Annotated in this window: 20 protein-coding genes; 13 read left to right on the top strand and 7 right to left on the bottom strand. The window is 59.4% G+C overall.

All coding sequences use genetic code 11. The features are described from left to right. Window positions 1–40: 40 nt before the first annotated feature. From IC37_RS01010 to IC37_RS00990, 5 genes are all read left to right on the top strand, one after another. A complete protein-coding gene (locus tag IC37_RS01010; protein ID WP_030130896.1) occupies window positions 41–1768 on the top strand; it encodes an autotransporter assembly complex family protein in 1728 nt (575 codons plus the stop codon). After that, on the top strand, window positions 1765–5433 hold the full coding sequence (locus tag IC37_RS01005) for a translocation/assembly module TamB domain-containing protein (protein WP_030130897.1): 3669 nt from the start codon (window positions 1765–1767) through the stop codon (window positions 5431–5433). The genes IC37_RS01010 and IC37_RS01005 overlap by 4 nt, the downstream gene beginning before the upstream one ends. 261 nt (window positions 5434–5694) lie before the next feature. After that, the gene (locus IC37_RS01000; protein ID WP_030130898.1) at window positions 5695–6177 is read left to right on the top strand and encodes a MarR family winged helix-turn-helix transcriptional regulator; all 483 of its coding nucleotides are present in this window, start codon (window positions 5695–5697) and stop codon (window positions 6175–6177) included. A gap of 192 nt (window positions 6178–6369) precedes the next feature. Further along, entirely contained in the window at window positions 6370–7572 is a 1203-nt protein-coding gene (locus IC37_RS00995; RefSeq protein WP_030130899.1) for an HlyD family efflux transporter periplasmic adaptor subunit, read from the top strand. A 158-nt stretch (window positions 7573–7730) separates the two neighbouring features. Next, a complete protein-coding gene (locus tag IC37_RS00990; protein WP_030130900.1) occupies window positions 7731–9260 on the top strand; it encodes a DHA2 family efflux MFS transporter permease subunit in 1530 nt (509 codons plus the stop codon). 123 nt (window positions 9261–9383) lie between these two features. Here IC37_RS00990 and lpxH read toward each other — a convergent pair whose 3' ends face one another. Together lpxH and IC37_RS00980 are read right to left on the bottom strand one after the other, a co-directional pair. After that, window positions 9384–10136: a UDP-2,3-diacylglucosamine diphosphatase gene (lpxH, locus tag IC37_RS00985; RefSeq protein WP_030130901.1), complete on the bottom strand. Its 753-nt coding sequence runs from the start codon at window positions 10134–10136 to the stop codon at window positions 9384–9386. Then, entirely contained in the window at window positions 10133–10636 is a 504-nt protein-coding gene (locus IC37_RS00980; protein WP_030130902.1) for a peptidylprolyl isomerase, read from the bottom strand. The genes lpxH and IC37_RS00980 overlap by 4 nt, the downstream gene beginning before the upstream one ends. Window positions 10637–10897: 261 nt before the next feature. Between IC37_RS00980 and IC37_RS00975 the strand changes: the two genes are divergently transcribed. Beyond that, window positions 10898–12595, top strand: a complete 1698-nt coding sequence (locus tag IC37_RS00975; protein ID WP_030130903.1) for a glutamine--tRNA ligase/YqeY domain fusion protein — start codon at window positions 10898–10900, stop codon at window positions 12593–12595. Window positions 12596–12610: 15 nt separating this feature from the next. Next, window positions 12611–13993, top strand: a complete 1383-nt coding sequence (cysS, locus tag IC37_RS00970) for a cysteine--tRNA ligase (protein ID WP_008014309.1) — start codon at window positions 12611–12613, stop codon at window positions 13991–13993. Window positions 13994–14100: 107 nt separating this feature from the next. Here the strand turns inward: cysS and IC37_RS00965 are convergent, their stop codons facing one another. Then, entirely contained in the window at window positions 14101–15966 is a 1866-nt protein-coding gene (locus tag IC37_RS00965) for a sigma-54-dependent Fis family transcriptional regulator (protein WP_030130904.1), read from the bottom strand. Window positions 15967–16303: 337 nt separating this feature from the next. On the opposite strand from IC37_RS00965, the gene IC37_RS00960 reads away from it, so the two are divergent. Genes IC37_RS00960 through IC37_RS00935 form a run of 6 tightly spaced genes read left to right on the top strand, consistent with a single transcriptional unit; the run spans window position 16304 to window position 22241 of the window. Continuing rightward, complete coding sequence (locus IC37_RS00960; protein ID WP_030130905.1) at window positions 16304–17398, top strand: ABC transporter ATP-binding protein; 1095 nt, start codon at window positions 16304–16306, stop codon at window positions 17396–17398. Then, window positions 17398–18495 carry an ABC transporter ATP-binding protein gene (locus tag IC37_RS00955; protein WP_030130906.1) on the top strand — a complete coding sequence of 366 codons (1098 nt, stop codon included), beginning with the start codon at window positions 17398–17400 and terminating at the stop codon, window positions 18493–18495. Before IC37_RS00960 ends, IC37_RS00955 begins: the two co-directional genes overlap by 1 nt. Next, window positions 18492–19358, top strand: a complete 867-nt coding sequence (locus IC37_RS00950) for a carbohydrate ABC transporter permease (protein WP_030130907.1) — start codon at window positions 18492–18494, stop codon at window positions 19356–19358. Before IC37_RS00955 ends, IC37_RS00950 begins: the two co-directional genes overlap by 4 nt. A gap of 8 nt (window positions 19359–19366) precedes the next feature. Next, on the top strand, window positions 19367–20167 hold the full coding sequence (locus tag IC37_RS00945; RefSeq protein WP_007896138.1) for a carbohydrate ABC transporter permease: 801 nt from the start codon (window positions 19367–19369) through the stop codon (window positions 20165–20167). Window positions 20168–20177: 10 nt separating this feature from the next. Continuing rightward, window positions 20178–20450: a DUF2160 domain-containing protein gene (locus tag IC37_RS00940; protein ID WP_030130908.1), complete on the top strand. Its 273-nt coding sequence runs from the start codon at window positions 20178–20180 to the stop codon at window positions 20448–20450. Between the two features lie 48 nt (window positions 20451–20498). Next, window positions 20499–22241 (top strand): ABC transporter substrate-binding protein, encoded by a 1743-nt coding sequence (locus tag IC37_RS00935; protein WP_030130909.1) that lies wholly within the window; start codon window positions 20499–20501, stop codon window positions 22239–22241. A gap of 188 nt (window positions 22242–22429) precedes the next feature. Here IC37_RS00935 and IC37_RS00930 read toward each other — a convergent pair whose 3' ends face one another. The 4 genes from IC37_RS00930 to nuoM all read right to left on the bottom strand — a co-directional run bounded on the left by IC37_RS00930 (window position 22430) and on the right by nuoM (window position 26394). Then, the gene (locus tag IC37_RS00930; protein ID WP_030130910.1) at window positions 22430–22744 is read right to left on the bottom strand and encodes a DNA-binding transcriptional regulator; all 315 of its coding nucleotides are present in this window, start codon (window positions 22742–22744) and stop codon (window positions 22430–22432) included. After that, entirely contained in the window at window positions 22734–23084 is a 351-nt protein-coding gene (locus IC37_RS00925) for a toxin (protein WP_030130911.1), read from the bottom strand. The genes IC37_RS00930 and IC37_RS00925 overlap by 11 nt, the downstream gene beginning before the upstream one ends. 306 nt (window positions 23085–23390) lie before the next feature. Continuing rightward, complete coding sequence (nuoN, locus tag IC37_RS00920) at window positions 23391–24854, bottom strand: NADH-quinone oxidoreductase subunit NuoN (protein ID WP_030130912.1); 1464 nt, start codon at window positions 24852–24854, stop codon at window positions 23391–23393. A 7-nt stretch (window positions 24855–24861) separates the two neighbouring features. Further along, the gene (gene nuoM / locus IC37_RS00915; RefSeq protein WP_030130913.1) at window positions 24862–26394 is read right to left on the bottom strand and encodes an NADH-quinone oxidoreductase subunit M; all 1533 of its coding nucleotides are present in this window, start codon (window positions 26392–26394) and stop codon (window positions 24862–24864) included. Window positions 26395–26430: the final 36 nt, after the last annotated feature.

The following is a 26430-nucleotide window of genomic DNA, read 5'->3' as shown; positions in this document are numbered from 1 at the left end:
GGCTCTATCAGGCTCCCACGCTCGTGATAGCATCCGCGCTATGAAGTTTTCCGGAAGATTTACCAGTGGCGTGCTGATGCTGATCTCCAGCTACGCGGCACTGGCGCAAAGTGAATTGGATGTGCGGATCAAACCGTCCAACGATGAACTAAAAGCCAATATAGAAGGCTATATCGGTAGCCTCGGCGATCGCGATGAAGAAGCCTTGCTGCGCTTCAGTCGTGGCGCCGAAGAACAGGCGCGCAAGGCCGCCCAGGCCTTGGGCTATTACCAGCCGCAAATCGAAAGCGACGTGAAGGGCGGCAAGACGCCGCGCCTGGTGCTGAACATCGATCCGGGCGAGCCGATCCATTTGCGCAACGTTACGGTACGCATCGACGGCCCGGCGGCCTCGTTCAAATCCTTTCGTGTACCGAAAAGCGACCTGTTGAAACCCGGCGCAGTGCTTAACCATGGCCGTTACGAAGATGCCAAGCGGTTGATCCAGAACCAGGCCTCGCGCTACGGCTTTTTCAGTGGGCGCTTCACCCGTCAGAAACTGTTGGTGGACCCGCGGGCCGGCGTCGCCGACATCGAATTGATCTACGACAGCGGCCCGCGCTATGCGCTGGGCAAGGTCAGTTTTGAAGGTGACACGCCGTTCGACGAAGACCTGCTGCAACGCATGGTGCCGTTCAAGGCCGGTGCACCCTATGACTCCGAACTGATCGCCGAACTCAATCAGGCGCTGCAATCGAGCGGTTACTTCGAAGGCGTGCGCGTGGACGCAGCGCCGACCGCGTCCAAGGACGACGTGATCCCGGTGGCGGTCAAACTGGAAACCCGCAAGCCACGGACCATGGGGCTCGGCCTGGGGTTTTCCACCGACGTCGGCCCACGGGCCAAAGCCAACTGGACCCGCCATTGGGTTAACCCTCAGGGGCACAGTTATGGCTGGGAGACCGAAATTTCGGCGCCAAGGCAGAACGTCGGGCTGTTTTACGACGTTCCGCTGGATCCACCATTGACCGACAAACTGCGCTTTGCCGGTGGCTATCAGAGTGAAGAGATCGCCGATAAGGACAGCCTGAGCAAGTTGCTCACCGTCGGCCCCGAGTGGCACAGCAAATTGCCCAGCGGCTGGCAGCGGGTGGTATCGCTCAAGTGGCAGCGCGAGGAATACAGACTCGGCGACGACTCTGGCCTGAGTACTTTGCTGATGCCGGGTGTCAGCTATTCGTATCTGAAAAGCGACAACCGCATCGACCCGCACAATGGTTATCGCCTGCAATTCGAAACCAAAGTCGCCAAGGAAGGTTTGGGTTCGGACACCAACCTGATCTACGGCACGGCGCTGGTCAAAGGCCTGACCACGGTCTTCGACAAACACCGTTTGCTCGGTCGGGTGCAGGTCGGCGGCAGCGCCACCAACGGCTATAAATCGGTGCCACCGTCCTTGCGCTTCTTCGCCGGTGGCGATCAGAGCGTGCGCGGTTACGACTACCAGAGCCTGTCCCCGGAAAACTCCGATGGCGACCGTATCGGTGGCCGCTACATGGTGGCCGGCAGCGTCGAGTATCAATACTCCGTCGCCGAAAAATGGCGGGTCGCTACCTTCATCGACCAGGGCAACTCCTTCAACACACTTGAATTGCCGAATCTCAAGACCGGTGTCGGTATCGGCGTACGTTGGGTCTCGCCGGTGGGGCCGATTCGCCTCGACCTGGCCCACGCGATGGACGACGACGGCGGCATTCGACTGCACTTTTCCATGGGGCCTGAGCTGTGAAGCGTGGTTTGAAAATAACGCTGCTGGCGATTCCGGCGCTGCTGATGCTGATCGTGCTGACACTGGTCACCGTGCTGGGTACTCCGACGGGCAGTCGTTGGGCGCTCGGGTTTGTGCCGGGTTTGACTGTGGAGAATTTCCAGGGCCGTTTGGGTGGGCGGTGGAGCGCCGATCATCTGGTGTGGCAGCAGGACAGCAGTCGGGTTGAGCTGAGCAAAGCGATTTTCGCCTGGTCGCCGTTGTGTTTGACACGCATGACGCTGTGCATCGAGCAACTGCAGGCCGAGCAGGTCAGCCTGCAGTTTCCGCCGGGCGTGGAAGAGCAAAGCAGTGGCCCGATCAGTCTGCCGGATTTGAAACTGCCGCTGGCCATCGAATTGGGCGACGTCAAAATCGGCCGTCTGCTGTTCAACGGCAGTGAAGAGTTCAAGGGGCTGCAACTGGCAGCGCATTGGACGGTCAATGGCTTGCAGATCGACTCGGTGAAATTACAGCGTGACGAACTGAGCCTGAATCTTTCTGGTCTATTGCAACCCACCGGCAACTGGCCGCTCAAAGCCGAGGGCAAATTGACCCTGCCGGCCCCCGAACCCTGGGCACTGGCCCTGAAGGTCGACGGCGATCTGCTGAAAACCCTGAACCTGAAAGCTGACAGCAGCGGCTACCTGAACGGGCAACTCACCGGCGAGCTGCAACCGCTGGTGGAAAACCTGCCGGCCAAAGTGCGCATCACCGCAGATGGCTTCAAACCTAGCGCCGATCTACCGGACACCCTGCAACTCAATCAACTGGAACTCACCGGCGACGGCGACCTGAAAAACGGTTACCAGTTGCTCGGCAAAGCCACGTTGCCTGCCGAGCAAGGCCCGGTTGCGCTGTTGCTGCGAGGCAAGGTCGACGCCAAGGGCGCGCAGATCGCCGGCCTTGACCTGACGGCCAACGACAAACAAAGCCTCAAACTCACCGGGCAAGTGGACTGGAGCAAAGGTCTGAGTGCTGAAGCGAAAATCGATTGGCTGGATTTCCCGTGGCACCGTCTCTATCCGCTGATCGACGAGCCGCAAGTGGCGCTGCGCAGCTTCAACGGTGAAGTCTCCTACACCGACGGCAACTACATCGGTAACTTCAAAGCCGCACTGGATGGCCCGGCCGGGGCGTTCAGTCTGAACAGCCCGTTCAGCGGCGATCTGACCAAAATCCACCTGCCGCAATTCAAACTCGAAGCCGGGCAGGGCAAGGCCGAAGGGCACCTGAATCTGCAGTTTGCCGACGGTATCGCCTGGGATACGGCGCTGGACCTCTCGGCAATCAACCCGGCGTACTGGCTCGCGGAGTTGCCAGGCACCTTGGCCGGCCCCTTGCGCAGCAAAGGCGAGATGAAGAATGAAAAACTCAGCCTGACCGCCGACCTGGACCTGAAAGGCAAGCTGCGCGGGCAACCGGCGGTGTTGCAAGCCAAAGCCGATGGCGGCGGCGAGCAATGGAACCTCAGTGCGTTGCAGATTCGCCTAGGTGACAACAGCATCAACGGCCAGGGCAGCCTGCAACAGAAACTCGCTGGCCGGATCGACATCAAGATGCCGCGTCTGGCCCAGCTCTGGCCGCAACTGCGCGGTCAGCTCAATGGCCGGGTTGATGTCGCCGGCACGCTCAAAGCGCCACAAGGCAAGCTCGGCCTGCAAGGCACGCAACTGGCGTTCGAAGACAATCGCCTGCGAAGCCTCAATCTGGACGCCACCCTCGACAGCATCCAGCGGGCGAAGATCGACCTCAAGGGCAGTGGCATTCAGACCGGTGACACGTCACTGGGCACGTTGACCGCCAGTGGTCAGGGCGACATCAAAAACCAGAAACTCGCCCTCGACCTGCAAGGACCGAAGCTGAAACTGGCGCTCGGTCTCGACGGCACGCTGGACAAGGGCAATTGGCGCGGGCGTCTGGCCAGTGGCGATATCCAGGCCGGCGGTCAGGACTGGAAACTGCAAAATCCGGCGAAGCTCGAGCGACTGGCGGACGGCAAAATCAACTTTGGCGCCCATTGCTGGATGTCCGGCCCGGCCAGCCTGTGTGGCGAAGACCAGCGCTTGATGCCCGAGCCGAAGCTGCGTTACCACCTCAAGCAATTCCCGATCGACAGTTTGGCGCAATGGTTGCCGAAGGATTTTGCCTGGAAGGGCAAGCTCAACGCCGACCTGCAACTGGACTTGCCGGCCAACGGCCCGAACGGCCAGATCAGCATCGACGCCAGTGGCGGCACCTTGCGTATGCGTGAGAAGGAGCAATGGCTGGATTTCCCGTACCAGACCCTGAAACTCACCAGCAAACTCACGCCAAAACGCATCGACACCGACCTCAACTTTGTCGGCGGCAAGCTCGGTGAACTGATGGTTCAGGCGCAGATCAACCCGCTGCCGAAGAACAAACCGCTGACCGGTTCATTCCGCCTCAGTGGTCTGGACTTGTCGGTGGCGCGGCCATTTGTGCCGATGGTCGAGAAACTCACCGGGCATTTGAGCGGCAGCGGCACATTGTCCGGCGGACTGCTGGCGCCGCTGGTCAATGGCAACCTTGAGCTGCGCGACGGTGAAATCTCCGGGTCTGAACTGCCGATGGCGCTCGAAGCCTTGCAACTTCAAGCCGTGATTGCCGGCGAAACCGTGCAACTGAACGGCGGTTGGAAAAGCGGCAAGACCGGGCAGGGCAGTCTCAATGGCAACATTGCCTGGGGCCAGGCGCTGGTCGTGGATCTGGCGCTCAAGGGCTCGCAGTTGCCGGTCACTGTCGAACCCTACGCCGCGCTGGAAGTCGCGCCGGACCTGAAGATTTCCATGAAGGACGACAAACTGGCAATCGTCGGCAAAGTGCTGGTGCCCAAGGGCGAGATCATCGTGCGCGAGCTGCCGCCGTCCACGGTCAAGGTCTCCGATGACACGGTGATCGTCGGTCAGCAGACCGAAGAGGGCAAACCGCCGATGGCCATGGCGATGGACATCGATGTGGTGGTGGGGCAGGACAAACTCAGCTTTGCCGGCTTCGGCCTGACCGCCAACCTGCAAGGCCAGGTGCATATCGGCGACAACATGGATACCCGTGGCGAGCTCTGGCTCAACGACGGGCGTTATCGCGCCTATGGCCAGCGACTGACGGTGCGCCGGGCGCGCTTGTTGTTTGCGGGGCCGATCGATCAGCCGTACCTCGACATCGAAGCGATTCGCCAGACCGACGACGTCATCGCCGGCATTCGCCTGAGCGGCAGCGCCGAGCAGCCGACCACGCAGATTTTTTCGGAACCGGCGATGAGTCAGGAGCAGGCGTTGTCCTATCTGGTGCTGGGACGTCCGCTGAGTACCACCGGTGAAGACAACAACATGCTTGCCCAAGCCGCCCTCGGGTTGGGTTTGATGGGCAGTTCCGGGGTGACCAGCGGCTTGGCCAAGAATTTGGGCATTCAGGACTTCCAGCTCGATACCCAAGGCAGCGGCGAGACGACCAGCGTGGTCGCCAGTGGCAACATCACCGAGAAGCTCAGCCTGCGTTATGGCGTCGGGGTGTTCGAGCCGGCCAACACCATTGCCTTGCGCTACAAACTGAGCAAAAAGGTCTACCTCGAAGCCGCCAGCGGCGTGGCCAGTTCGCTGGACATCTTCTACAAGCGGGATTTCTAAACACCGTCCCCTCCAAAACCGGGTCGCTGCCTTCGCGAGCAAGCCCGCTCCCACATTTAACCGCGTTCGCCCAGACAACTCGGTCAAGTGTGGGAGCGGGCTTGCTCGCGAAGGGCGCGCTGCGGTCCTCGATCCGAAGTAACTTTCCCACTCCATTTATCAATCAATTACAAAGCTTCCTAACTATTACGTTGACATCCTCTGCCTAGGCAGTAATATCTCGGCATACATTCACTGCCTAGGCAGCTAATCGGTGGTCAGATGAAGCATTTCACCTCATACGATTTCCATAATTGCCATCTCGGCCTTCTGCTCGGACGCGCCGCGCTGCTCAAGGACCGGATCATCGACACGCACATGGAACCCCACGGCATCACCGCCGCGCAGTTCAAAGTGCTGATCATCATGGCGCAGTTCGGCGTCGATACCCCGGCCGAACTGTGCCGTCACCTGTCGCTGGACAGCGGTTCGATGACCCGCATGCTCGATCGTCTGGAGCAGAAAGGTTTCCTCGCCCGCCAACGCTCCGAGGCGGATCGTCGCCAGGTTCAGCTGGTGTTGACTGTGCAGGGCCAGCAACTGACCGACCAGCTGCCACAGATCGGCGCCGACGCCATGAATGAACTGGCCGGCGCCATCACCCCGGAAGAATTGAAAACCCTGGAACAGATCCTGAAGAAAATCCTGGTGGCAGCCGGTGATTCGATCACCTTGCTGCGGGTAGGTGGTGGCAATGAACAGTAAAAGTCTGCGTACCGGCCTGAGCCTGGTGCTGTTGGCCATGAGCCTCGCCGGTTGCGCCAGTTACAGCGACCCAAGCAGATCGACCTGTCGATTCAATTGATGCAAGCGCTGGGCGGCGGTTTTCAGGGCGAAACCCTGACCGCTGCCAACGTAACCCCAGCCACGTAGCACAACTAATTCAAGGTACTCGTCATGGCTACTGTCGATACAACCCAAGCCCCTGACAACGCTCAAGACACGAGCAATCCGCGCAAACGCAAATTGATGCTGGTTGTGCTGACGACTGTGGTGATTCTCGCCGGAGCCGGCGTCTGGGGTTATCACGAGTTCTACGGTCGCTGGAACGAAAGCACCGACGACGCCTATGTGAACGGCAACGTGGTGGAAATCACCCCGCTGGTCACTGGCACCGTGGTCAGCATCGGCGCCGACGATGGCGATTTGGTCCACGAAGGCCAGGTGCTGGTCAACTTCGATCCGAACGACGCTGAAGTCGGTTTGCAAAGTGCCCAGGCCAATCTGGCCCGCACCGTGCGTCAGGTGCGGGGTTTGTATAGCAACGTCGATGGCATGAAAGCCCAGGTCAATGCGCAGCAGGCCGAAGTGCAAAAGGCCCAGGACAACTTCAATCGCCGGAAAAACCTCGCCGCCGGCGGGGCGATTTCCCAGGAAGAATTGTCCCACGCCCGTGATGACCTGACCTCGGCGCAAAACGCCCTGGCCAACGCCCAACAACAACTCAAGACCACCAGCGCGCTGGTCGATGACACCGTGGTGTCGTCGCACCCGGACGTGATGTACGCCGCCGCGCAATTGCGTCAGGTGTACCTGACCCATGCCCGTAGCACCTTGATCGCGCCGGTCACCGGTTACGTTGCCAAACGCAGCGTGCAACTGGGGCAGCGGGTCCAGCCGGGCACCGCGCTGATGGCGGTGATCCCGCTGGACCAACTGTGGATCGACGCCAATTTCAAGGAAACCCAACTGCGTGACATGCGCATCGGTCAGCCGGTGGACATCGAGGCCGACCTCTACGGCAGCGACGTCAAATACAGCGGCACCATCGACAGCCTCGGCGCCGGGACCGGCAGCGCGTTTGCCTTGCTGCCGGCGCAGAACGCCACCGGTAACTGGATCAAGATCGTCCAGCGGGTGCCAGTGCGAATTCACATCAATGCCGAAGAGCTGGCCAAGCACCCATTGCGGGTCGGCCTGTCGACTCAGGTCGATGTGAACCTGCGTGACCAGAGCGGCCCGGTGCTGGCGCAACAGCCGCCGCAAAAGGCGTCGTTCAGCACCCGTATCTACGACCGTCAGTTGGCCGAGGCCGACGCGATGATCACTCAGTTGATCCACGACAACAGCGCCGCGGTCAGTAAAACCGCGCACCGCTGATTCGCCATCACACCGACCCTGTGGGAGCGAGCCTTTGTGGAGCCTTTGTGGCGAGGGAGCAAGCTCCCTCGCCACAAAGGCTCCACAAAGGCTCGCTCCCACAAGGTCCGCTGCGTCAGTAACAGGCGCTGTGCCAATCAGGTTTCAAAGGATTCGCGATGAGCAATAACGCGTCTTTCACGCCGCCCAGCCTGCTGCTCAGCACTATCGGCCTGTCGCTGGCGACCTTCATGCAGGTGCTCGACACCACCATCGCCAACGTGGCCTTGCCGACGATATCCGGCAACCTGGGGGTGAGTTCGGAGCAGGGCACCTGGGTCATCACCTCGTTTGCCGTGAGCAACGCCATTGCCCTGCCGCTGACCGGTTGGCTCAGTCGGCGCTTTGGTGAGGTGAAGCTGTTTCTCTGGGCGACGATGCTGTTCGTGCTGGCCTCGTTTCTGTGCGGTATCTCGACCTCGATGCCGGAGCTGATCGGCTTTCGCGTGCTTCAGGGCCTGGTGGCCGGCCCGTTGTATCCGATGACCCAGACGCTGTTGATCGCGGTCTATCCGCCCGCCAGGCGAGGCATGGCCCTGGCGTTGCTGGCGATGGTCACGGTGGTGGCGCCGATTGCAGGGCCGATCCTCGGCGGCTGGATCACCGACAGCTACAGCTGGCCGTGGATTTTCTTTATCAATGTGCCGATCGGGATTTTCGCGGTGATGGTGGTGCAGCAGCAGCTCAAGGCGCGGCCGGTGGTGACCAGTTATCAGCCGATGGATTACGTGGGCTTGATCACTTTGATTATTGGCGTCGGTGCGTTGCAGGTGATCCTAGACAAGGGCAATGACCTGGACTGGTTCGAGTCGAACTTCATCCTCATCGGCGCGGCTATTTCAGTGATTGCGCTGGCGGTGTTCGTGATCTGGGAAATGACCGACAAACATCCGGTGGTCAACCTGCGGCTGTTCGCTTACCGTAATTTCCGCATCGGCACCATTGTGTTGGTGCTGGGTTATGCCGGGTTCTTCGGCATCAACCTGATCCTGCCGCAATGGTTGCAAACCCAGATGGGCTACACCGCTACTTGGGCCGGGCTGGCGGTGGCACCGATCGGCATTCTGCCGGTGCTGCTGTCGCCGTTTGTCGGCAAGTACGCGCACAAGTTCGATCTGCGCCTGCTGGCTGGCGGTGCGTTCCTGTGCATCGGTTTAAGTTGCTTCATGCGCGCCGGGTTTACCAACGAAGTGGACTTCCAGCACATCGCGCTGGTGCAGTTGTTCATGGGCATTGGCGTGGCGCTGTTCTTCATGCCGACCTTGAGCATTTTGATGTCGGACTTGCCGCCGAGCCAGATTGCCGACGGCGCGGGGCTTGCCACGTTCCTGCGGACCCTGGGCGGTAGTTTTGCGGCGTCGTTGACCACCTGGATCTGGATTCGCCGCGCCGATCAGCACCATGCGTATTTGAGTGAAAGCATCACCACGTATGAGCCGGCGACTCGAGATGCCTTGAGTGCGTTGGGGGGGGCGGGTAACCCGGCCTACGCGCAGCTGGATCATGTGCTGACCAGCCAGGCGTACATGCTCTCCACCGTGGATTACTTCACGTTGCTCGGGTGGGCGTTCATGGGGTTGATTCTGCTGGTGTGGCTGGCGAAGCCGCCGTTTGCGGCGAAGGCGGGACCGGCTGCTGCCGGCCACTAAGTCAAACACAGTCCCTGTGGGAGCGGGCTTGCCCGCGATGACGGTGGGTCAGTCAACAAAGTTGTTGTATGTGATTCCGCTATCGCGGGCAAGCCCGCTCCCACAGGTTCTTTTGTTCGGCAGTTAGTTTGTGGGTGCTGCCAATTGTGGTGGTGGCACGAAATCAAACGGCGCCAGCGCAAACCCATTCTCATCCACCTGCAACGCCCATCCCTGACGGTCCCAATCCCCCAACACAATGCGTTTGGCCGCCTGCTCGCCAATCTGCAGCTTGTGGATGGCGGGGCGATGGGTGTGCCCATGGATCAAGGTTTTCACGCCGTATTGCTGCATGACTCGCGGCACTTCTTCCGGCGTGACATCAACGATGTCATTAGCCTTCATCCGCGTTTGCGCGCGGCTTTCGCTGCGCAGCTTGCGCGCCAGTTTATGGCGAGTGCGCAAGGGCAGATTTCGCAGGATGAACCGGGTGATCGGGTTGCGCAGGTAGCGCCGCAGCTTCATATACGCTTCGTCGCGGGTGCAGAGGCTGTCGCCGTGCATCAACAGCACCGGCTCGCCGTAAAACTGCACGACACTCGGGTCTTTCAACAACGTGCAGCCGGCCTGTTTGCAGAAGGCCTGGCCGAGCATGAAGTCGCGATTGCCGTGCATCAGAAAAATGGCCATGCCGCTGTCGCTAAGTTCGCGCAGGGCCTGGCAGATGGAGCGCTGGAACGGCGTCATGGCATCGTCGCCAATCCATGCCTCGAAAAAGTCGCCCAGAATGTATAACGCACTCGCCGAGCGGGCGCGTCCGGCGAGCAAATCCAGAAACGCCCGGCTGATGTCCGGGCGCTCCTCTTCCAGATGCAAGTCTGAAATCAGCAGTATCACTCAATGATCTCGGCTTTCTCGATGATCACGTCGTCTGCTGGTACGTCCTGGTGGCCGGCTTTGGAAGTCGTGGCCACGCCTTTGATCTTGTCGACCACGTCGGTGCCTTCGACTACTTTGGCGAATACGGCGTAGCCCCAACCCTGAGCGGTTTTGCTGCTGTGATTCAGGAAGCTGTTGTCAGCCACGTTGATGAAGAACTGGGCGGAAGCCGAATGCGGCTCCATGGTGCGGGCCATGGCTACGCTGTACTTCACGTTCGGCAGGCCGTTGTCGGCTTCGTTCTGGATGCTTGGGCGCTTGTCTTTCTTTTCTTTCATGCCTGGCTCGAAACCGCCGCCCTGGATCATGAAGTTGCCGATGACACGGTGGAAAACAGTGTTTTCGTAGTGACCGGCTTTGACGTACTCGACGAAGTTGGCAACGGTGATCGGTGCTTTTTCGGCGTTCAGTTCCAGGACGATGTCGCCATGGTTGGTGGTCAGTTTGACTTGAGTCATGATCAGTACTCTTTATAGAAATTCGTGGGTTCGGGGCGCTTTGGCCCTCAACCGGTCTGGCCAGTGGCGGCCAAGGCACGCAGTTTAGCGTGCCGGGCGCGAATTTCGAGGCTGTTTTTCATTGGCAACCGATTAAATGCAGCCGATTGCCGGCCTGCTCTGTCAGCCACTTGACAGCATCGGCTATGATAAGCCCCTTTGATTTATAACAGCCGCTTTGATTTGGCCAACTGGCCGCGCACTTGTACGTTCAAGGATCCTATGAGCAAGCCCACTGTCGACCCTACCTCGAATTCCAAGACCGGCCCTGCCGTGCCGGTCAATTTCCTGCGCCCGATCATCCAGGCGGACCTGGACTCGGGTAAGCACACGCAGATCGTCACCCGTTTCCCGCCTGAGCCCAACGGCTACCTGCACATCGGTCACGCCAAGTCGATCTGTGTGAACTTCGGCCTGGCCCAGGAATTCGGCGGCGTCACGCACCTGCGTTTCGACGACACCAACCCGGCCAAGGAAGACCAGGAATACATCGACGCGATCGAAAGCGACGTCAAATGGCTGGGCTTCGAATGGTCCGGTGAAGTGCGCTATGCCTCGCAGTATTTCGACCAGTTGCACGACTGGGCGGTTGAGCTGATCAAGGCCGGCAAGGCCTACGTCGATGACCTGAGCCCTGAGCAGGCCAAGGAATATCGCGGCACGCTGACCGAGCCGGGCAAGAACAGCCCGTTCCGTGATCGCTCCGTGGAAGAAAACCTCGACTGGTTCGCCCGCATGCGCGCCGGCGAATTCCCGGACGGCGCACGCGTGCTGCGGGCCAAGATCGACATGGCCTCGCCGAACATGAACCTGCGCGACCCGATCATGTATCGCATCCGTCACGCGCATCACCACCAGACCGGCGACAAGTGGTGCATCTACCCGAACTACGACTTCACCCACGGTCAGTCGGACGCCATCGAAGGCATTACCCACTCGATCTGCACCCTGGAGTTCGAAAGCCACCGTCCGCTGTACGAGTGGTTCCTCGACAACCTGCCAGTACCGGCGAACCCGCGTCAGTACGAGTTCAGCCGCCTGAACCTGAACTACACCATCACCAGCAAGCGCAAACTCAAGCAACTGGTCGATGAAAAGCACGTTCATGGCTGGGACGATCCGCGCATGTCCACGCTGTCGGGTTTCCGCCGCCGTGGTTACACGCCGAAATCGATCCGCAACTTCTGCGAAATGATCGGCACCAACCGTTCCGACGGCGTAGTCGATTTCGGCATGCTCGAATTCAGCATCCGTGACGACCTCGACCACAGCGCCCCACGCGCCATGTGCGTATTGCGTCCGCTGAAAGTCGTGATCACCAACTACCCGGAAGGCCAGGTCGAAAACCTCGAATTGGCGTGCCACCCGAAAGAAGACATGGGCGTGCGCGTTCTGCCGTTCGCCCGTGAGCTCTACATCGACCGTGAAGACTTCATGGAAGAGCCGCCAAAAGGCTACAAGCGCCTGGAGCCGAACGGCGAAGTGCGTCTGCGCGGCAGCTACGTGATCCGTGCCGACGAAGCGATCAAGGACGCCGATGGCAACATCGTCGAACTGCGTTGCTCTTACGATCCGGAAACCCTGGGCAAGAACCCTGAAGGCCGCAAGGTCAAAGGCGTTGTGCACTGGGTGCCGGCCGCGGCCAGCGTCGAATGCGAAGTGCGTCTGTACGATCGCCTGTTCCGTTCTCCGAACCCGGAGAAGGCCGAAGACAGCGCCAGTTTCCTGGACAACATCAACCCTGACTCGCTGCAAGTCCTCACCGGTTGTCGTGCCGAGCCTTCGCTTGGCAATGCACAGCCGGAAGACCGTTTCCAGTTCGAGCGCGAAGGTTACTTCGTCGCGGATATCAAGGACTCGAAACCAGGTCATCCGGTGTTCAACCGTACCGTGACCTTGCGTGATTCGTGGGGCCAGTGATTCAAGGAACCTAAAGTGCTTACGATCTACAACACGCTCACCAAGAGCAAAGAAGTCTTCAAGCCTCTGGATGGCAACAATGTGCGCATGTACGTCTGCGGGATGACCGTGTACGACTACTGCCACATTGGCCATGGCCGCAGCATGGTCGCGTTCGACCTGGTGACCCGCTGGTTGCGGTTCAGCGGTTATAACCTGACCTATGTGCGCAACATCACCGACATCGAAGACAAGATCATCAATCGGGCGAAAGAGAACGGCGAGCCGTTCGACGTGCTGACCGAGCGCATGATCACCGCGATGCACGAGGACGAGGCGCGCCTCAACATCCTCAAGCCGGACATGGAGCCGCGAGCCACCGATCACATCGCTGGCATGCAGAGCATGATCCAGACCCTGATCGACAAGGGTTACGCCTACGCACCGGGCAATGGCGACGTGTACTACCGCGTCGCCAAGTTCATGGGCTACGGCAAGCTGTCGCGCAAGAAGATCGAAGACCTGCGCATCGGCGCGCGGATCGAAGTCGACGAGTCGAAACAAGACCCGCTGGACTTCGTGCTGTGGAAAGGCGCCAAGCCGGGCGAGCCGAGCTGGCCTTCGCCGTGGGGTGACGGCCGTCCGGGCTGGCACATCGAGTGCTCGGTGATGTCGACCTGCTGCCTCGGCGAGACCTTCGACATTCATGGCGGCGGCAGCGACCTCGAGTTCCCGCACCATGAAAACGAAATCGCCCAGAGCGAGGCGGCGACCGGCAAGACCTACGCCAACGCGTGGATGCATTGCGGCATGATTCGCATCAATGGCGAGAAGATGTCCAAGTCCTTGAACAACTTCTTCACCATTCGCGACGTGCTGGAAAAGTACCACCCGGAAGTCGTGCGTTACCTGCTGGTGTCGAGCCACTACCGCAGCGCGATCAACTATTCGGAAGACAACCTCAAGGACGCCAAGGGCGCGCTCGAGCGTTTCTACCACGCGTTGAAAGGTCTGCCGAATGTGGCGCCTGCTGGCGGCGAAGCCTTCGTCGAGCGTTTCACTCAGGTGATGAACGACGACTTCGGTACCCCGGAAGCCTGTGCGGTGCTGTTCGAGATGGTCCGCGAGATCAACCGTCTGCGCGAGAGCGATCTTGATGCGGCGGCCGGTCTGGCGGCGCGCTTGAAAGAATTGGCCAGCGTGTTGGGTGTGTTGCAGCTTGAGGCCGATGACTTCCTGCAGGCCGGTGCTGAAGGGCGGGTTGATGCGGCTGAGGTCGATGCACTGATCCAGGCTCGTTTGACGGCTCGTGCCAATAAGGACTGGGCCGAATCCGACCGCATCCGCGACCAGCTCACCGCCATGGGTGTGGTGCTGGAAGACGGGAAGGGTGGGACGACCTGGCGATTGGCTGACTGATGATCGTTCCCACGCTCCGCGTGGGAATGCCTCAACGGACGCTCCGCGTTCGGCTCTTGGGACGCAGAGCGTCCCGGGCTGCATTCCTTTGCTGCGCGTGGGAACGATCAGTCGCCTGACTGGCGCAATCGCTTGTAAAGGGTATTCCGGCTAACCCCCAACCGCCGCGCCAAGTGCGAAATATTCCCCCCAGCCGCCTGCAATTGCCGATTCAATTCCTCGGCATCATTGAGGTCGAAGGTTATAGTCTCCGGCGAATCCACCGGCTCCATCTCCAGATCGACAAAAAAATCATCCGGCAAATGCTCTGGCCGCACGGGTTGTTCCTCGGCCATGGCCAGCGCTACCTGCATCACACTGCTGACCTGGCGCAAATTCCCTGGCCACGGATGGCGGCTGAACAGCTCCATCACTTCACGGCTCAAGCCAGCCCATTGGCTCGGTTCGCGGTGCTGTTCCCACAGCCGTTTGAACAGCGCTTCCTTATCGCTGCGCTCCCTGAGTGGCGGTAACTCCAGGGTCAAACCACCGATGCGGTAATACAAATCCTCACGAAACCGCCCCAGCTGAACCTGTTCGCGCAACGAGCGGTTAGTCGCTGAAATAATCCGAATGTCCACCGGGAACAACTCGCTGCTGCCCACCGGTTGCACGCACCGCTCCTGCAATACCCGCAGCAGCCGGGCCTGGGTCGGCAGCGGCATGTCGCCGATTTCATCTAGGAACAACGTGCCTTTGTCGGCCTTGCGGATCAGCCCGATGCTGCCTTTCTGGTTGGCGCCAGTGAACGCGCCTTTCTCATAGCCAAATAGCTCTGACTCCACCAGTTCGGCGGGGATCGCTGCACAGTTGACGGCAATGAACGGCTGTTTGCTGCGTGAACTGGCCTGATGCAGGGCTTTAACGAAAACTTCCTTACCGACTCCGGTTTCCCCATGGATCAATAGCGGAATGTCCTTTTCCAGCAAGCGTTCGGCCTGGCGCACGGCTTTTTCCACGCGGTTGTCGCCAAAGTGCAGGGTGTTGAGGCTGATCGCTATGGGAGCCGGCGCCGTGGATTCAGCACTCTTTGTTTCAGAGCTCTTTATTTCAGAAAGCTGCCGCGCCTGAATCGGCACTTGTTTCGGTCGCTTCAACAGGCATTGAAAACGGTTGCGCCCCGAGGCCTGCAAGGCAAATGGCAGGCCGTCCGGCTGGTTCAGCAGTTCCAGCAATGAGACTTTGAACAGGCTTTCGACGCTGACCCGCGACAGGCTGATCCCCAGCAGATTGTCGGCCCGGCGATTGGCGGACAGCACCTGACCGGTTTCATCGAAGATCAGCAACCCGGCCCATTGGCTGTCGAGGTTATTCAGCCCAGTGTTGAAGGTCAGCTGGAAATGCTGGCCGTGGAACAGATTGAGGATCAACCGGTTCTCCACGGTCTGGCTCATCATCTTGACCATGCCCAGGGTGTGCGATGGCGGTAGGTAGCTGTCGCTGGATACGTCCAACACCGCGATCACCTTGCGCTCGGCATCGAAAATCGGCGCGGCGGAACCGGTCATGAAGCGGTTGGCCTTGAGAAAATGTTCATCGTGCTCGATGTGCACCGCTTGCTCGCAGGCCAACGCGGTGCCGATCGCGTTGGTGCCGCTGCAACGCTCCATCCAGCTGGCGCCGGCGCTGAAACCGCGGGTCAGGCTCGGCTTGATGAAACGCTGGGTGCCCCAGGAAGTCAGCACCTGGCCCTGATTGTCGGCGAGCATGATCAGGCAATTGGAGTTGCTGAGGATGTTCTCGTAATACGGCAGGACTTCCTGATAGGTGGTCTGCACCAGTGAATGCTGGCTCTCCAGCAACTGGGCGATGCCATCGGCGGGTAGCTGATCGAACGCCGGCGCGCTCTGATGATCGAGCCCGAACGCGCGGCAGCGGGACCAGGAGTCCTGGATGATGGCGTCGTGGGAGAGCGGCGGGGCAGGTGCGGCCATGGCATTCAGCCTCTGAAACAGCATTTTTATTGTTGTTATGAGATTCCATGTGGGAGCGGGCTTGCTCGCGAATGCGGTGGGTCAAACACCAATAATGTGTCTGACAGTCCGCATTCGCGAGCAAGCCCGCTCCCACAGAGTGTTGTTCACTATTGTTCATTGTCAACCACCAGATTGTTCAATTGTTCAGCCACGGTTGTTCATTTCTGTTCAGCAACGAACGCTGTTTTCCCTTCTTTTTCGTGTTTTTCAAGCCAGATCAACCGCTTGGGATTTCTGGCACGAATGTCGCTGTAGTGCTCTGGTCGCTTGACTCCAATAATAAAAAGGCCGAGCCATGTCACTAATCCTGGAGCACGTCAGCCGTACCGTCGAGGGCCAGACCTGGATCGACGATGCGTGCCTTAACTTCGAACCCGGATCGTTCAACGTTTTGCTCGGTCGCACGTTGTCCGGCAAAACCAGCCTCATGCGCCTGATGGCCGGTCTGGACAAGCCCGACAGCGGCCGCATCCTGATGAACGGCGTCGATGTCACCCAGCGCCCGGTGCGTTTGCGCAATGTGTCGATGGTCTATCAGCAGTTCATCAATTACCCGACCATGACGGTGTTCGAGAACATCGCCTCGCCGCTGCGTCAGTCCGGCGTTTCCAATGAGCTGATCCAGAGCAAAGTGCTGGAAACGGCGAAGATGCTGCGTATCGAGAAATTCCTCCAGCGCTATCCTCTGGAACTCTCCGGCGGTCAGCAACAGCGCACGGCCATGGCTCGGGCGCTGGTCAAGGACGCCGAGCTGATTCTGTTCGACGAGCCGTTGGTCAACCTCGACTACAAGCTGCGCGAAGAGCTGCGCCAGGAAATGCGCGAGCTGTTCAAGGCCCGGCACACCATCGCGATTTACGCCACCACGGAACCCAACGAAGCCCTGGCGCTGGGCGGCACCACTACGATTCTTCATGAAGGCCGGGTGATTCAGAGCGGCAAGTCCTCCGAGGTTTATCACCAGCCGCAAACCGTGCTGGCGGCGGAGTTGTTCTCCGAACCGCCGATCAACCTGATGCCGGGGCGTATCGCCGGCAACGAAGTCAGTTTCGCCAATTTTGTGCACTTCCCGTTGAACGTCGATCTGCGACCGGTGGGCGAGGGCGAGTTCCGTTTTGGTGTGCGCCCCAGCCACATTTCGCTGGTGCCGAGCAATGACGATGACCTTGAGCTGGCGGTAACCGTCGAGGTGGCCGAGATCAGCGGTTCGGAAACCTTCCTGCACGTGCGCAACGAGTATTTCCTGTTGGTGCTGCATTTGCCGGGAGTCCACGAATACGACGTCGACGCGCCGATTCGCATCTATATCCCGACCCATAAACTGTTTGTGTTCGATATGCAGGGGCGGCTGGTTCAGGCGCCCGGTCGCCGTATTGCGAGGGTTGCCTGATGGCCGAAATCCGTTTGCAGAACCTTGCCCACAGCTACACCCCTACGCCGACCGGCCCTGAGGATTACGCGATCCGCGAGATGGACCATGTCTGGGAGCAGGGCGGTGCTTATGCGTTGCTCGGGCCTTCGGGGTGCGGCAAGTCGACATTGCTCAATATCATTTCCGGGTTGCTCAGCCCGTCCCAAGGGCATGTGCTGTTCGACGGCAAGGCGGTCAATGATCTGACCCCCGAGAAGCGCAACATCGCCCAGGTTTTCCAGTTTCCGGTGGTCTACGACACCATGACGGTGTTCGATAACCTGGCTTTCCCGTTGCGTAATCAGGGCATGGCGGAAGCGAAAATTCACACCAAGGTGCAGGAAATCGCTGAAGTCCTCGACCTTCAGGCGTTGCTGCACAAGAAGGCGCGCAACCTCACCGCCGATGAAAAACAGAAAGTCTCCATGGGCCGTGGGCTGGTGCGCGATGACGTGTCGGCGATCCTCTTCGATGAACCGCTGACGGTGATCGACCCGCACCTGAAGTGGAAGCTGCGACGCAAGCTCAAGCAGATCCACGAGCAGTTCAACATAACCATGGTCTACGTCACCCACGATCAGCTCGAAGCTTCGACCTTCGCTGACAAGATCGCGGTGATGTATGGCGGGCAGATCGTGCAGTTCGGTACGCCGCGGGAATTGTTCGAGCGGCCGAGCCACACCTTTGTCGGTTATTTCATCGGCAGCCCGGGAATGAACCTGATCGAAGTCCAGCCGCAAGCCGGCGGTGTCGGTTTTGCCGGGACTCACTTGCCGTTGTCCGACGCGATGCAGAAACGACTCGCCGAGTCCGAATGGAAAACCCTGAAGGTCGGTATTCGTCCGGAGTTCGTTCATGTGTGGGGCGAACCCCGTGATGACGCGATGCAGGCACAGGTCGTGCACGTCGAAGACCTGGGCACCTACAAGATCATGACCCTGAACCTCGACGGCGCGCTGCTGAAAGTACGCCTGGCCGAAGACAAACCGGTGCCCGAAGGCACGGCGTACATCAGTTTTCCGGCGCAATGGCTGATGGTCTATGCCGATGATTACCTGCTGGAGGTGCTGCCATGAACAAGGTGCAGAACAACAAGGCCTGGTGGCTGGTGTTGCCGGTGTTTCTGCTGGTGGCGTTCAGCGCTGTGATCCCGATGATGACCGTGGTCAACTACTCGGTGCAGGACATCTTCGACCAGTCCAGCCGCTACTTCGTCGGCGCCGACTGGTACAAACAGGTGCTGCTTGACCCACGGTTGCATGACTCGCTGCTGCGTCAGTTCATTTACTCCGGCTGCGTGTTGTTGATCGAAATTCCGTTGGGCATCGCCATCGCGCTGACCATGCCGATCAAGGGCCGCTGGTCGTCGCTGGTGCTGATTATTCTGGCGATTCCGCTGCTGATTCCGTGGAACGTGGTCGGCACCATTTGGCAGATTTTCGGCCGCGCGGACATTGGTCTGCTCGGCGCCAGCCTCAAGGCCATGGGCCTGAACTACAACTATGCGGCCAACACCATGGACGCCTGGGTCACGGTGTTGGTGATGGACGTGTGGCACTGGACCTCGTTGGTGGCGCTGTTGTGTTTCTCCGGTTTGCGGGCGATTCCGGACGTGTATTACCAGGCGGCGCGGATTGATCGGGCGTCGGCCTGGGCGGTTTTCCGACACATCCAGTTGCCCAAGCTCAAGAGCGTGCTGCTGATCGCGGTAATGCTGCGGTTCATGGACAGCTTCATGATCTACACCGAGCCGTTCGTGTTGACGGGTGGTGGTCCGGGTAATGCCACGACGTTCTTGAGTCAGACCTTGACCCAAATGGCCATCGGGCAATTCGACCTCGGCCCGGCGGCGGCTTTCTCGCTGGTGTACTTCCTGATCATCCTGTTGGTGTCGTGGCTGTTCTACACCGCCATGACTCACTCTGACGCCAATCGGTGAGGCCCGCCATGAGCAAGAGAAAGCTTATCCCGCTGCTGATCTACATCCTGTTCCTGCTAGTGCCGATCTACTGGCTGCTGAACATGTCCTTCAAGAGCAACACCGAAATCCTCGGCGGTCTGACGCTGTTTCCGCAGGATTTCACCTTCGCCAACTACAAGGTGATCTTCACTGACCCGAGCTGGTACACCGGTTATCTCAACTCGCTGTATTACGTGAGCCTGAACACGGTGATCTCCCTGAGCGTGGCGCTGCCGGCGGCGTATGCGTTTTCGCGCTATCGTTTTCTTGGCGACAAGCACCTGTTCTTCTGGCTGCTGACCAATCGCATGGCGCCACCGGCGGTGTTTCTGCTGCCGTTCTTTCAGCTGTATTCCTCGATCGGGTTGTTCGATACCCACATCGCGGTGGCGTTGGCTCACTGTCTGTTTAACGTGCCGTTGGCGGTGTGGATTCTTGAAGGCTTCATGTCCGGCGTTCCCAAGGAAATTGACGAAACCGCCTACATCGACGGCTACAGTTTCCCCAAGTTCTTCGTGAAGATCTTCGTCCCGCTGATCGGCTCCGGGATCGGTGTTACGGCGTTTTTCTGCTTCATGTTTTCCTGGGTCGAGCTGCTGCTGGCGCGGACGCTGACCTCGGTAAACGCCAAGCCTATCGCGGCGGTAATGACGCGAACGGTCTCGGCGTCCGGCATCGACTGGGGTGTGCTGGCGGCAGCGGGGGTGTTGACCATCCTGCCGGGCATGTTGGTGATCTGGTTTGTTCGCAACCACGTGGCCAAGGGCTTTGCCCTGGGCCGGGTATGAGGAACTGATGATGGAATGGATGAGCTGGACCGGCCCCACGGCGGCGTTCTTCAGCGTCATTGCCTTGACTCTGGCGGGCATGACGACCTGGGAAATGCGTTCGCCGAGTATCCCTCGGCGTGGTTTTTTGCCGATTGCCACCACCCGTGGTGATCGGCTGTTTATCGGTCTTCTCGGCAGCGCCTACCTGCATTTGCTGGTAATCGGCGTCACCGACTGGAGCATCTGGGTGGCGTTCGCGTTGTCCCTGGTGTGGCTGTTGGCTGTGATGCGTTGGGGCTAGTCGAAATCGATCGGCAATGTTGCTCCGAAACCTAAACAGGAGGTCTCTATGTTCGACAAAAACAATAAGCTGCGACATAGCGTTTCATTGGCAGCCATGCTGGCACTCAGCGGTTTGAGCGCTGCGGCCTGGGCCGATGCCTATGAAGACGCCGCCAAGAAATGGATTGGCAGCGAGTTCAAACCGTCCACCCTGACCGAAGCCCAGCAGCTCGAAGAGCTGAAGTGGTTTATCAAAGCGTCCGAGCCCTTTCGCGGGATGAACATCAAGGTGGTTTCGGAAACCATCGCGACCCACGAATATGAATCCAAAACGCTGGCCAAAGCCTTTACCGAGATCACCGGGATCAAGCTGACCCACGACTTGCTGCAAGAAGGCGACGTGGTGGAAAAGCTGCAGACCCAGATGCAATCGGACAAGAACATCTATGACGGTTGGGTCAACGACTCGGACTTGATCGGTACGCACTTTCGCTACGGCAAGACCGAATCGATCACCGACCTGATGGCCAACGAAGGCAAGGCCTACACCTCGCCAACGCTGGACATCAAAGACTTCATCGGCATCTCGTTCACCACCGCGCCAGACGGCAAGGTCTATCAACTGCCTGACCAGCAGTTCGCCAACCTCTACTGGTTCCGTGCCGATTGGTTCGAGCGTGCGGATTTGAAAGCGAAATTCAAAGAAAAGTATGATTATGAACTAGGCGTGCCGGTGAACTGGTCGGCCTATGAAGACATCGCCAAATTCTTCAGCGAAGACGTCAAGGAAATCGACGGCAAGCGCGTCTATGGCCACATGGACTACGGCAAGAAAGACCCGTCCCTCGGCTGGCGCTTCACTGATGCATGGTTCTCCATGGCCGGCGCTGGCGATAAAGGCATACCCAACGGTTTGCCGGTGGATGAGTGGGGTATCCGCGTCGAGGATTGTCATCCGGTCGGCTCCAGCGTGACCCGCGGCGGCGATACCAACGGCCCGGCGGCGGTTTATGCGACCACCAAGTACGTTGACTGGATGAAAAAATACGCGCCACCGGAAGCGGCGGGCATGACCTTCTCCGAATCGGGCCCGGTGCCGTCCCAGGGCAACATTGCCCAGCAGATCTTCTGGTACACCGCGTTTACCGCCGACATGACCAAACCGGGCCTGCCGGTGATGAACGCCGACGGCACGCCGAAATGGCGCATGGCACCCTCGCCGAAAGGTCCGTACTGGGAGGAGGGCATGAAGCTTGGTTATCAGGACGCCGGTTCCTGGACCTTCCTCAAGTCCACACCTGAAAAGCAAAAACTCGCGGCCTGGCTGTATGCGCAGTTCGTGACATCGAAAACCGTATCCCTGAAGAAAACCATTGTCGGCCTGACGCCGATCCGCGAGTCGGACATCAACTCGCAAGCCATGACCGACCTGGCGCCGAAACTTGGTGGTCTGGTGGAGTTCTATCGCAGCCCGGCCCGCGTGCAATGGACTCCGACCGGGACCAACGTGCCGGACTATCCTCGTTTGGCGCAACTGTGGTGGAGCCACATCGCGGAAGCGGCCAGTGGTGAAAAAACGCCACAACAGGCACTGGACGGTCTGGCCAAGGATCAGGATGCGATCATGACCCGTCTGGAACGCTCCAAGGTACAACCGACCTGCGGGCCGAAAATGAATCCGGAACGGGATGCGCAGTACTGGTTCGATCAGCCGGGTGCGCCGAAAGCGAAACTGGCGAACGAGAAGCCTAAAGGCGAAACCGTGAGCTATGCCGAACTGCTGAAATCGTGGGAGGCGGCACGTAAGTAAACAGCTGGACTGTGAAACGCAAACGGCACCGTAAGGTGCCGTTTTCATTTGTGCCTGATGGGCCGCCTTCGCGAGCAAGCCCGCTCCCACAGTTAATCGCAGGAGTTCCCCCAATGGTGTGTTCACTGGAGATCCACTGTGGGAGCGGGCTTGCTCGCGAAGGCGTCATTGAAAACGCCGCAAACACTTCAGGTCAGCGCCGCCAGTTGTTGAACCGTCTCCGGAAAGCGCTCAACCAGCCGGATCAGTGTTGTCGCCTGAGCATTAGGTTTCGCCCGCCCTTGTTCCCAGTTCTCCAGCGTCCGGGTGTTGGTGCGCAAGTACATCGCAAACACCGGCCGGGAGAGATTCAATTGCTGGCGGATACCAACCACTTCCTCTGCTGTAATCGGGGCGAGCTTGGCCAGTTTTACTTTGTGTGTGCGCAGTGTGACTTTACCTTGGCGCTCATCAGCCAAGGCTTCAAACCCCTCTACCAGCTCGGAAAAAATGTCACGTTTCATCATTCGTTCTCGCTTTGATTTCTCGATAAAGCATTTCTTTAAGCAGTTTTTTCTGTTGTGGCGTCAGATCGTCCTGCTCGTTCTTGCCATACAAGGTAAAGAGCCAGAATTGGTCGAAACCGGACCACCAGTAATAAATCACCCTCAGCCCACCGCGCTTGCCCTTGTTTCGCCGCTCATCCACCACTCGAATTTTGCGCAGACCTCCGGTGCCTTCGACGACATCTCCCGCTTCCGGGTTTTGCAGCAGCTCCTGCTGGAACCGGTGAAACAGATCATCATCCAGGTAGTCACTTCGATGCTTTTGAAATACGGGTAATTCGATAAAAAGAGCGTCCATGTTCTGTACGTTACCTGCGTATATTTCTATCACAAGAATCGAATAGGTCAAGGCTTCTGTTCCTGCCCAATTCGGTCAAGTCATTACGTTAAAGTCGAAGGCAGGATCGGGATGTAGGACGCGGCTGATTCACCCGCGAGGCGATTCTGGATATCGGGGAGGAGAGGGGGTTAAGGTTCAAAAAAAGCGTACGCAATATCCTGTAGGAGCCGCCGAAGGCTGCGATCTTTTGATCTTGTCCCCCAAAACGCAAAAACGGCACCCGAAGGTGCCGTTTCTGTTTTCTGCTGAGTATCGCTTAAGCAATCAACCCGCCAACCCCGATTGCTGAACCAGGTTCAGCAGCGGCTGTGGATACAGGCCGAGGAAGAATGCCAGTACGGCAATCGCCAGCAGCATTACGCCGCCTGCACGTTGTTCCCAGTGCAGCTGGGCATCGTGGCGACGCAGGTTCGGTTCCATCAGGTACAGGGTGACCATCACACGCAGGTAGTAGAAGACGCCGATGGCGCTGCCCAGTACCAGGGAGCCGACCAGCCACCATTGCTGCGACTCGACACCGGTAGCGATGATGTAGAACTTGCCGATGAAGCCCGCGGTCAGCGGGATACCGGCCAGGGACAGCATCATCACAGTCAGGACGGCGGTCAGGTACGGACGGCGCCAGAACAGGCCGCGGTATTCGTACAGGGCATCCGCGTCACGGCCGTTGTACGGCGAGGACATCAGGGTGATCACACCGAACGCGCCGAGGCTGGTGATCACGTAGGTGACCAGGTACACGCCGATGGCTTCCACGGCCAGACCCTTGCTCGCCACCAGGGCGATCAGCAGGTAACCGAAGTGAGCGATGGACGAGTAACCCAGCAGTCGCTTGAGGTTGCTCTGGGTCAGTGCCAGCAGGTTACCGAACAGAATCGACGCGATGGCGATGATGGTCAGCACGTCGCTCAGCACGCCACTGCTCGCCGCTGGCGAGATCTGGAACAGACGCACCATCACCGCAAACACAGCGACTTTCGACGCGGTGGCCAGGAACGCTGCCACCGGTGCCGGAGCACCTTCGTAAACGTCCGGGGTCCAGAGGTGGAACGGTACCAGCGACAACTTGAACGCCAGGCCGATCAGCATCATGCCCAGGCCCAGCTGAGCCAGAGAACTTGGCAGACCGGTGGCCGCGAGGGCCTGACCGATGCCGTTGAAGCTCAGGCTGCCAGCGTCGGCGTAGAGCAGGGCCATACCGAACAACAGGAACGCGGAACCGGCAGCCGACAGCACCATGTACTTGATACCGGCTTCCAGCGAACGTTTGTTGAAGAAGGCATACGCCACCAGACCGTAGACCGGTACCGAAAGCAGTTCCAGACCGATGAACAACCCGGCCAGGTGCTGCGCGCTGACCAGTACCAGGCCACCGGCGGCGGCCATCAGGATCAGCAGGTAAAGTTCTTCACGGTTACCCGGGTAACCCGAACCGCCATCGCCGAGGTAGGCGTGGGCGAGGGTGACACAAGCGAGGGTGGCGACCAGGATCAGCGCCATGTACAAGCAAGCGAAGGTGTCGATCTGCAGCAATGGCGTCACGGCCAGCGGCGCGACTTTCAGGGCCGGCAGGATCGACAGCAAAGCCAGGTTCAGACCTGCCACCGACAGCAGGAAGGTCTGTGAGTGGTTGCGGCGCCATGCGATAGCCAGCATCACCACGATGATCGTGGCGCTGGTGATCAACAACGGCGCAAGCGCGATAAAGTGTTGAGTCGTGAATTCCATAGCGCTCTTACCGGGCCGAAGCGAGTTGAGTGAAGGCGGTGCCGAGCCACTGCTGCACGCCATGCATCGTCGCGGCAGAGGTATCGAGGAACGGTTGCGGGTACACGCCGATGTAGATCAGCAGCGCCGCAAGTCCAACCACCATGATCAGTTCGCGACCGTCCATGCCATGCAGCACCGCGTCCGATTTCGACGGGCCGAAGAAGGCACGGTGGACCATGATCAGCGAGTAGACCGAACCGAACACCAGGCCGGACGTCGCGATCACGGTGATCCATGGAGCGCTGGCGAAGGTGCCGATCAGGATCAGGAACTCACCGACAAAGTTACCGGTCGCCGGCAAGCCCAGCGACGCGGCGGCGAAGAACAGGCTGAGGGCTGGCAGGTAGGCAATCTTCGACCACAGGCCACCCATCTCGCGCATATCACGGGTATGAGTGCGCTCGTACAACTGACCGGAGAGGATAAAGAGTGCCGCGGCCGACAGACCGTGCGCCAGCATCTGCATCACCGCACCCTGCAGCGCCAGTTGGCTGCCGGAGTAGATGCCGATCAGCACGAAGCCCATGTGGGAAACGGACGAGAAGGCGATCAGACGCTTGATGTCGGTTTGCGCAAAGGCCAGGAACGCACCGTAGAAAATCCCGATCAGACCCAGGGCCATGGCGAACGGCGCGAACTCGGCCGAGGCATTCGGGAACAGCGGCAGGGCGAAACGCAGCAGGCCATACGCCGCAGTCTTCAACAAGATACCGGCCAGGTCCACGGAACCCGCGGTCGGTGCCTGGGCGTGAGCGTCAGGCAACCAGGAGTGGAACGGCACAACGGGCAGCTTGACCGCGAAGGCGATGAAGAAGCCGAGCATCAGAATGTACTCGGTGGTCATCGACATCTTGGTCTTCAACAGGTCGGCGTAGTTGAAGGTAATCACGCCGGTGTCGTTGAAGTTGACCAGTACCAGACCCAGGATCGCCACCAGCATGATCAGGCCGGAAGCCTGAGTGAAGATGAAGAACTTGGTCGCCGCGTAGATCCGGGTTTTCTTGCCGTCCGAAGAACTGTGACCCCAGAGCGCGATGAGGAAGTACATCGGCACCAGCATCATTTCCCAGAAGAAGAAGAACATGAACAGGTCGAGGGCGAGGAACACGCCGACGACACCGCCCAGGATCCACATCAGGTTCAGGTGGAAGAAGCCCACGTGACGCTGGATCTCTTTCCACGAGCAGAGTACCGAGAGGACACCCAGCAGACCGGTCAGCAGGATCATCAACAGCGACAGGCCGTCGAGGGCCAGGTGCACGTTGATGCCGAAGCGCTGGATCCAGACGTGCTTGAACTCAAGCGCCCAGGTCGGGTCGGCGCCAGGCGCCGGGGCAAATGAATAGTCACCGTTGGCCCACAGCCAGAGGCCGAGGGAGAGCAGCAGGGACATGGTGATCAGCGCAATCCAGCGGGGGAGGGTGGCGCCGAAGCGCTCACCCATCCAGCACAGCAGGCCGCCGATGAAGGGGATCAGGATTAGCCAGGGCAGAATCATGACGGGCTCGTTTCCTTTCGCAAGTTCGCAAGGTTC

It is taken from the genome of Pseudomonas sp. QTF5 (assembly GCF_000512695.2).
In the GTDB taxonomy this organism is placed as follows: domain Bacteria; phylum Pseudomonadota; class Gammaproteobacteria; order Pseudomonadales; family Pseudomonadaceae; genus Aquipseudomonas.
Note: the sequence above shows the minus strand (reverse complement) of the source record. Positions and strands in the feature narration are given on the sequence as shown.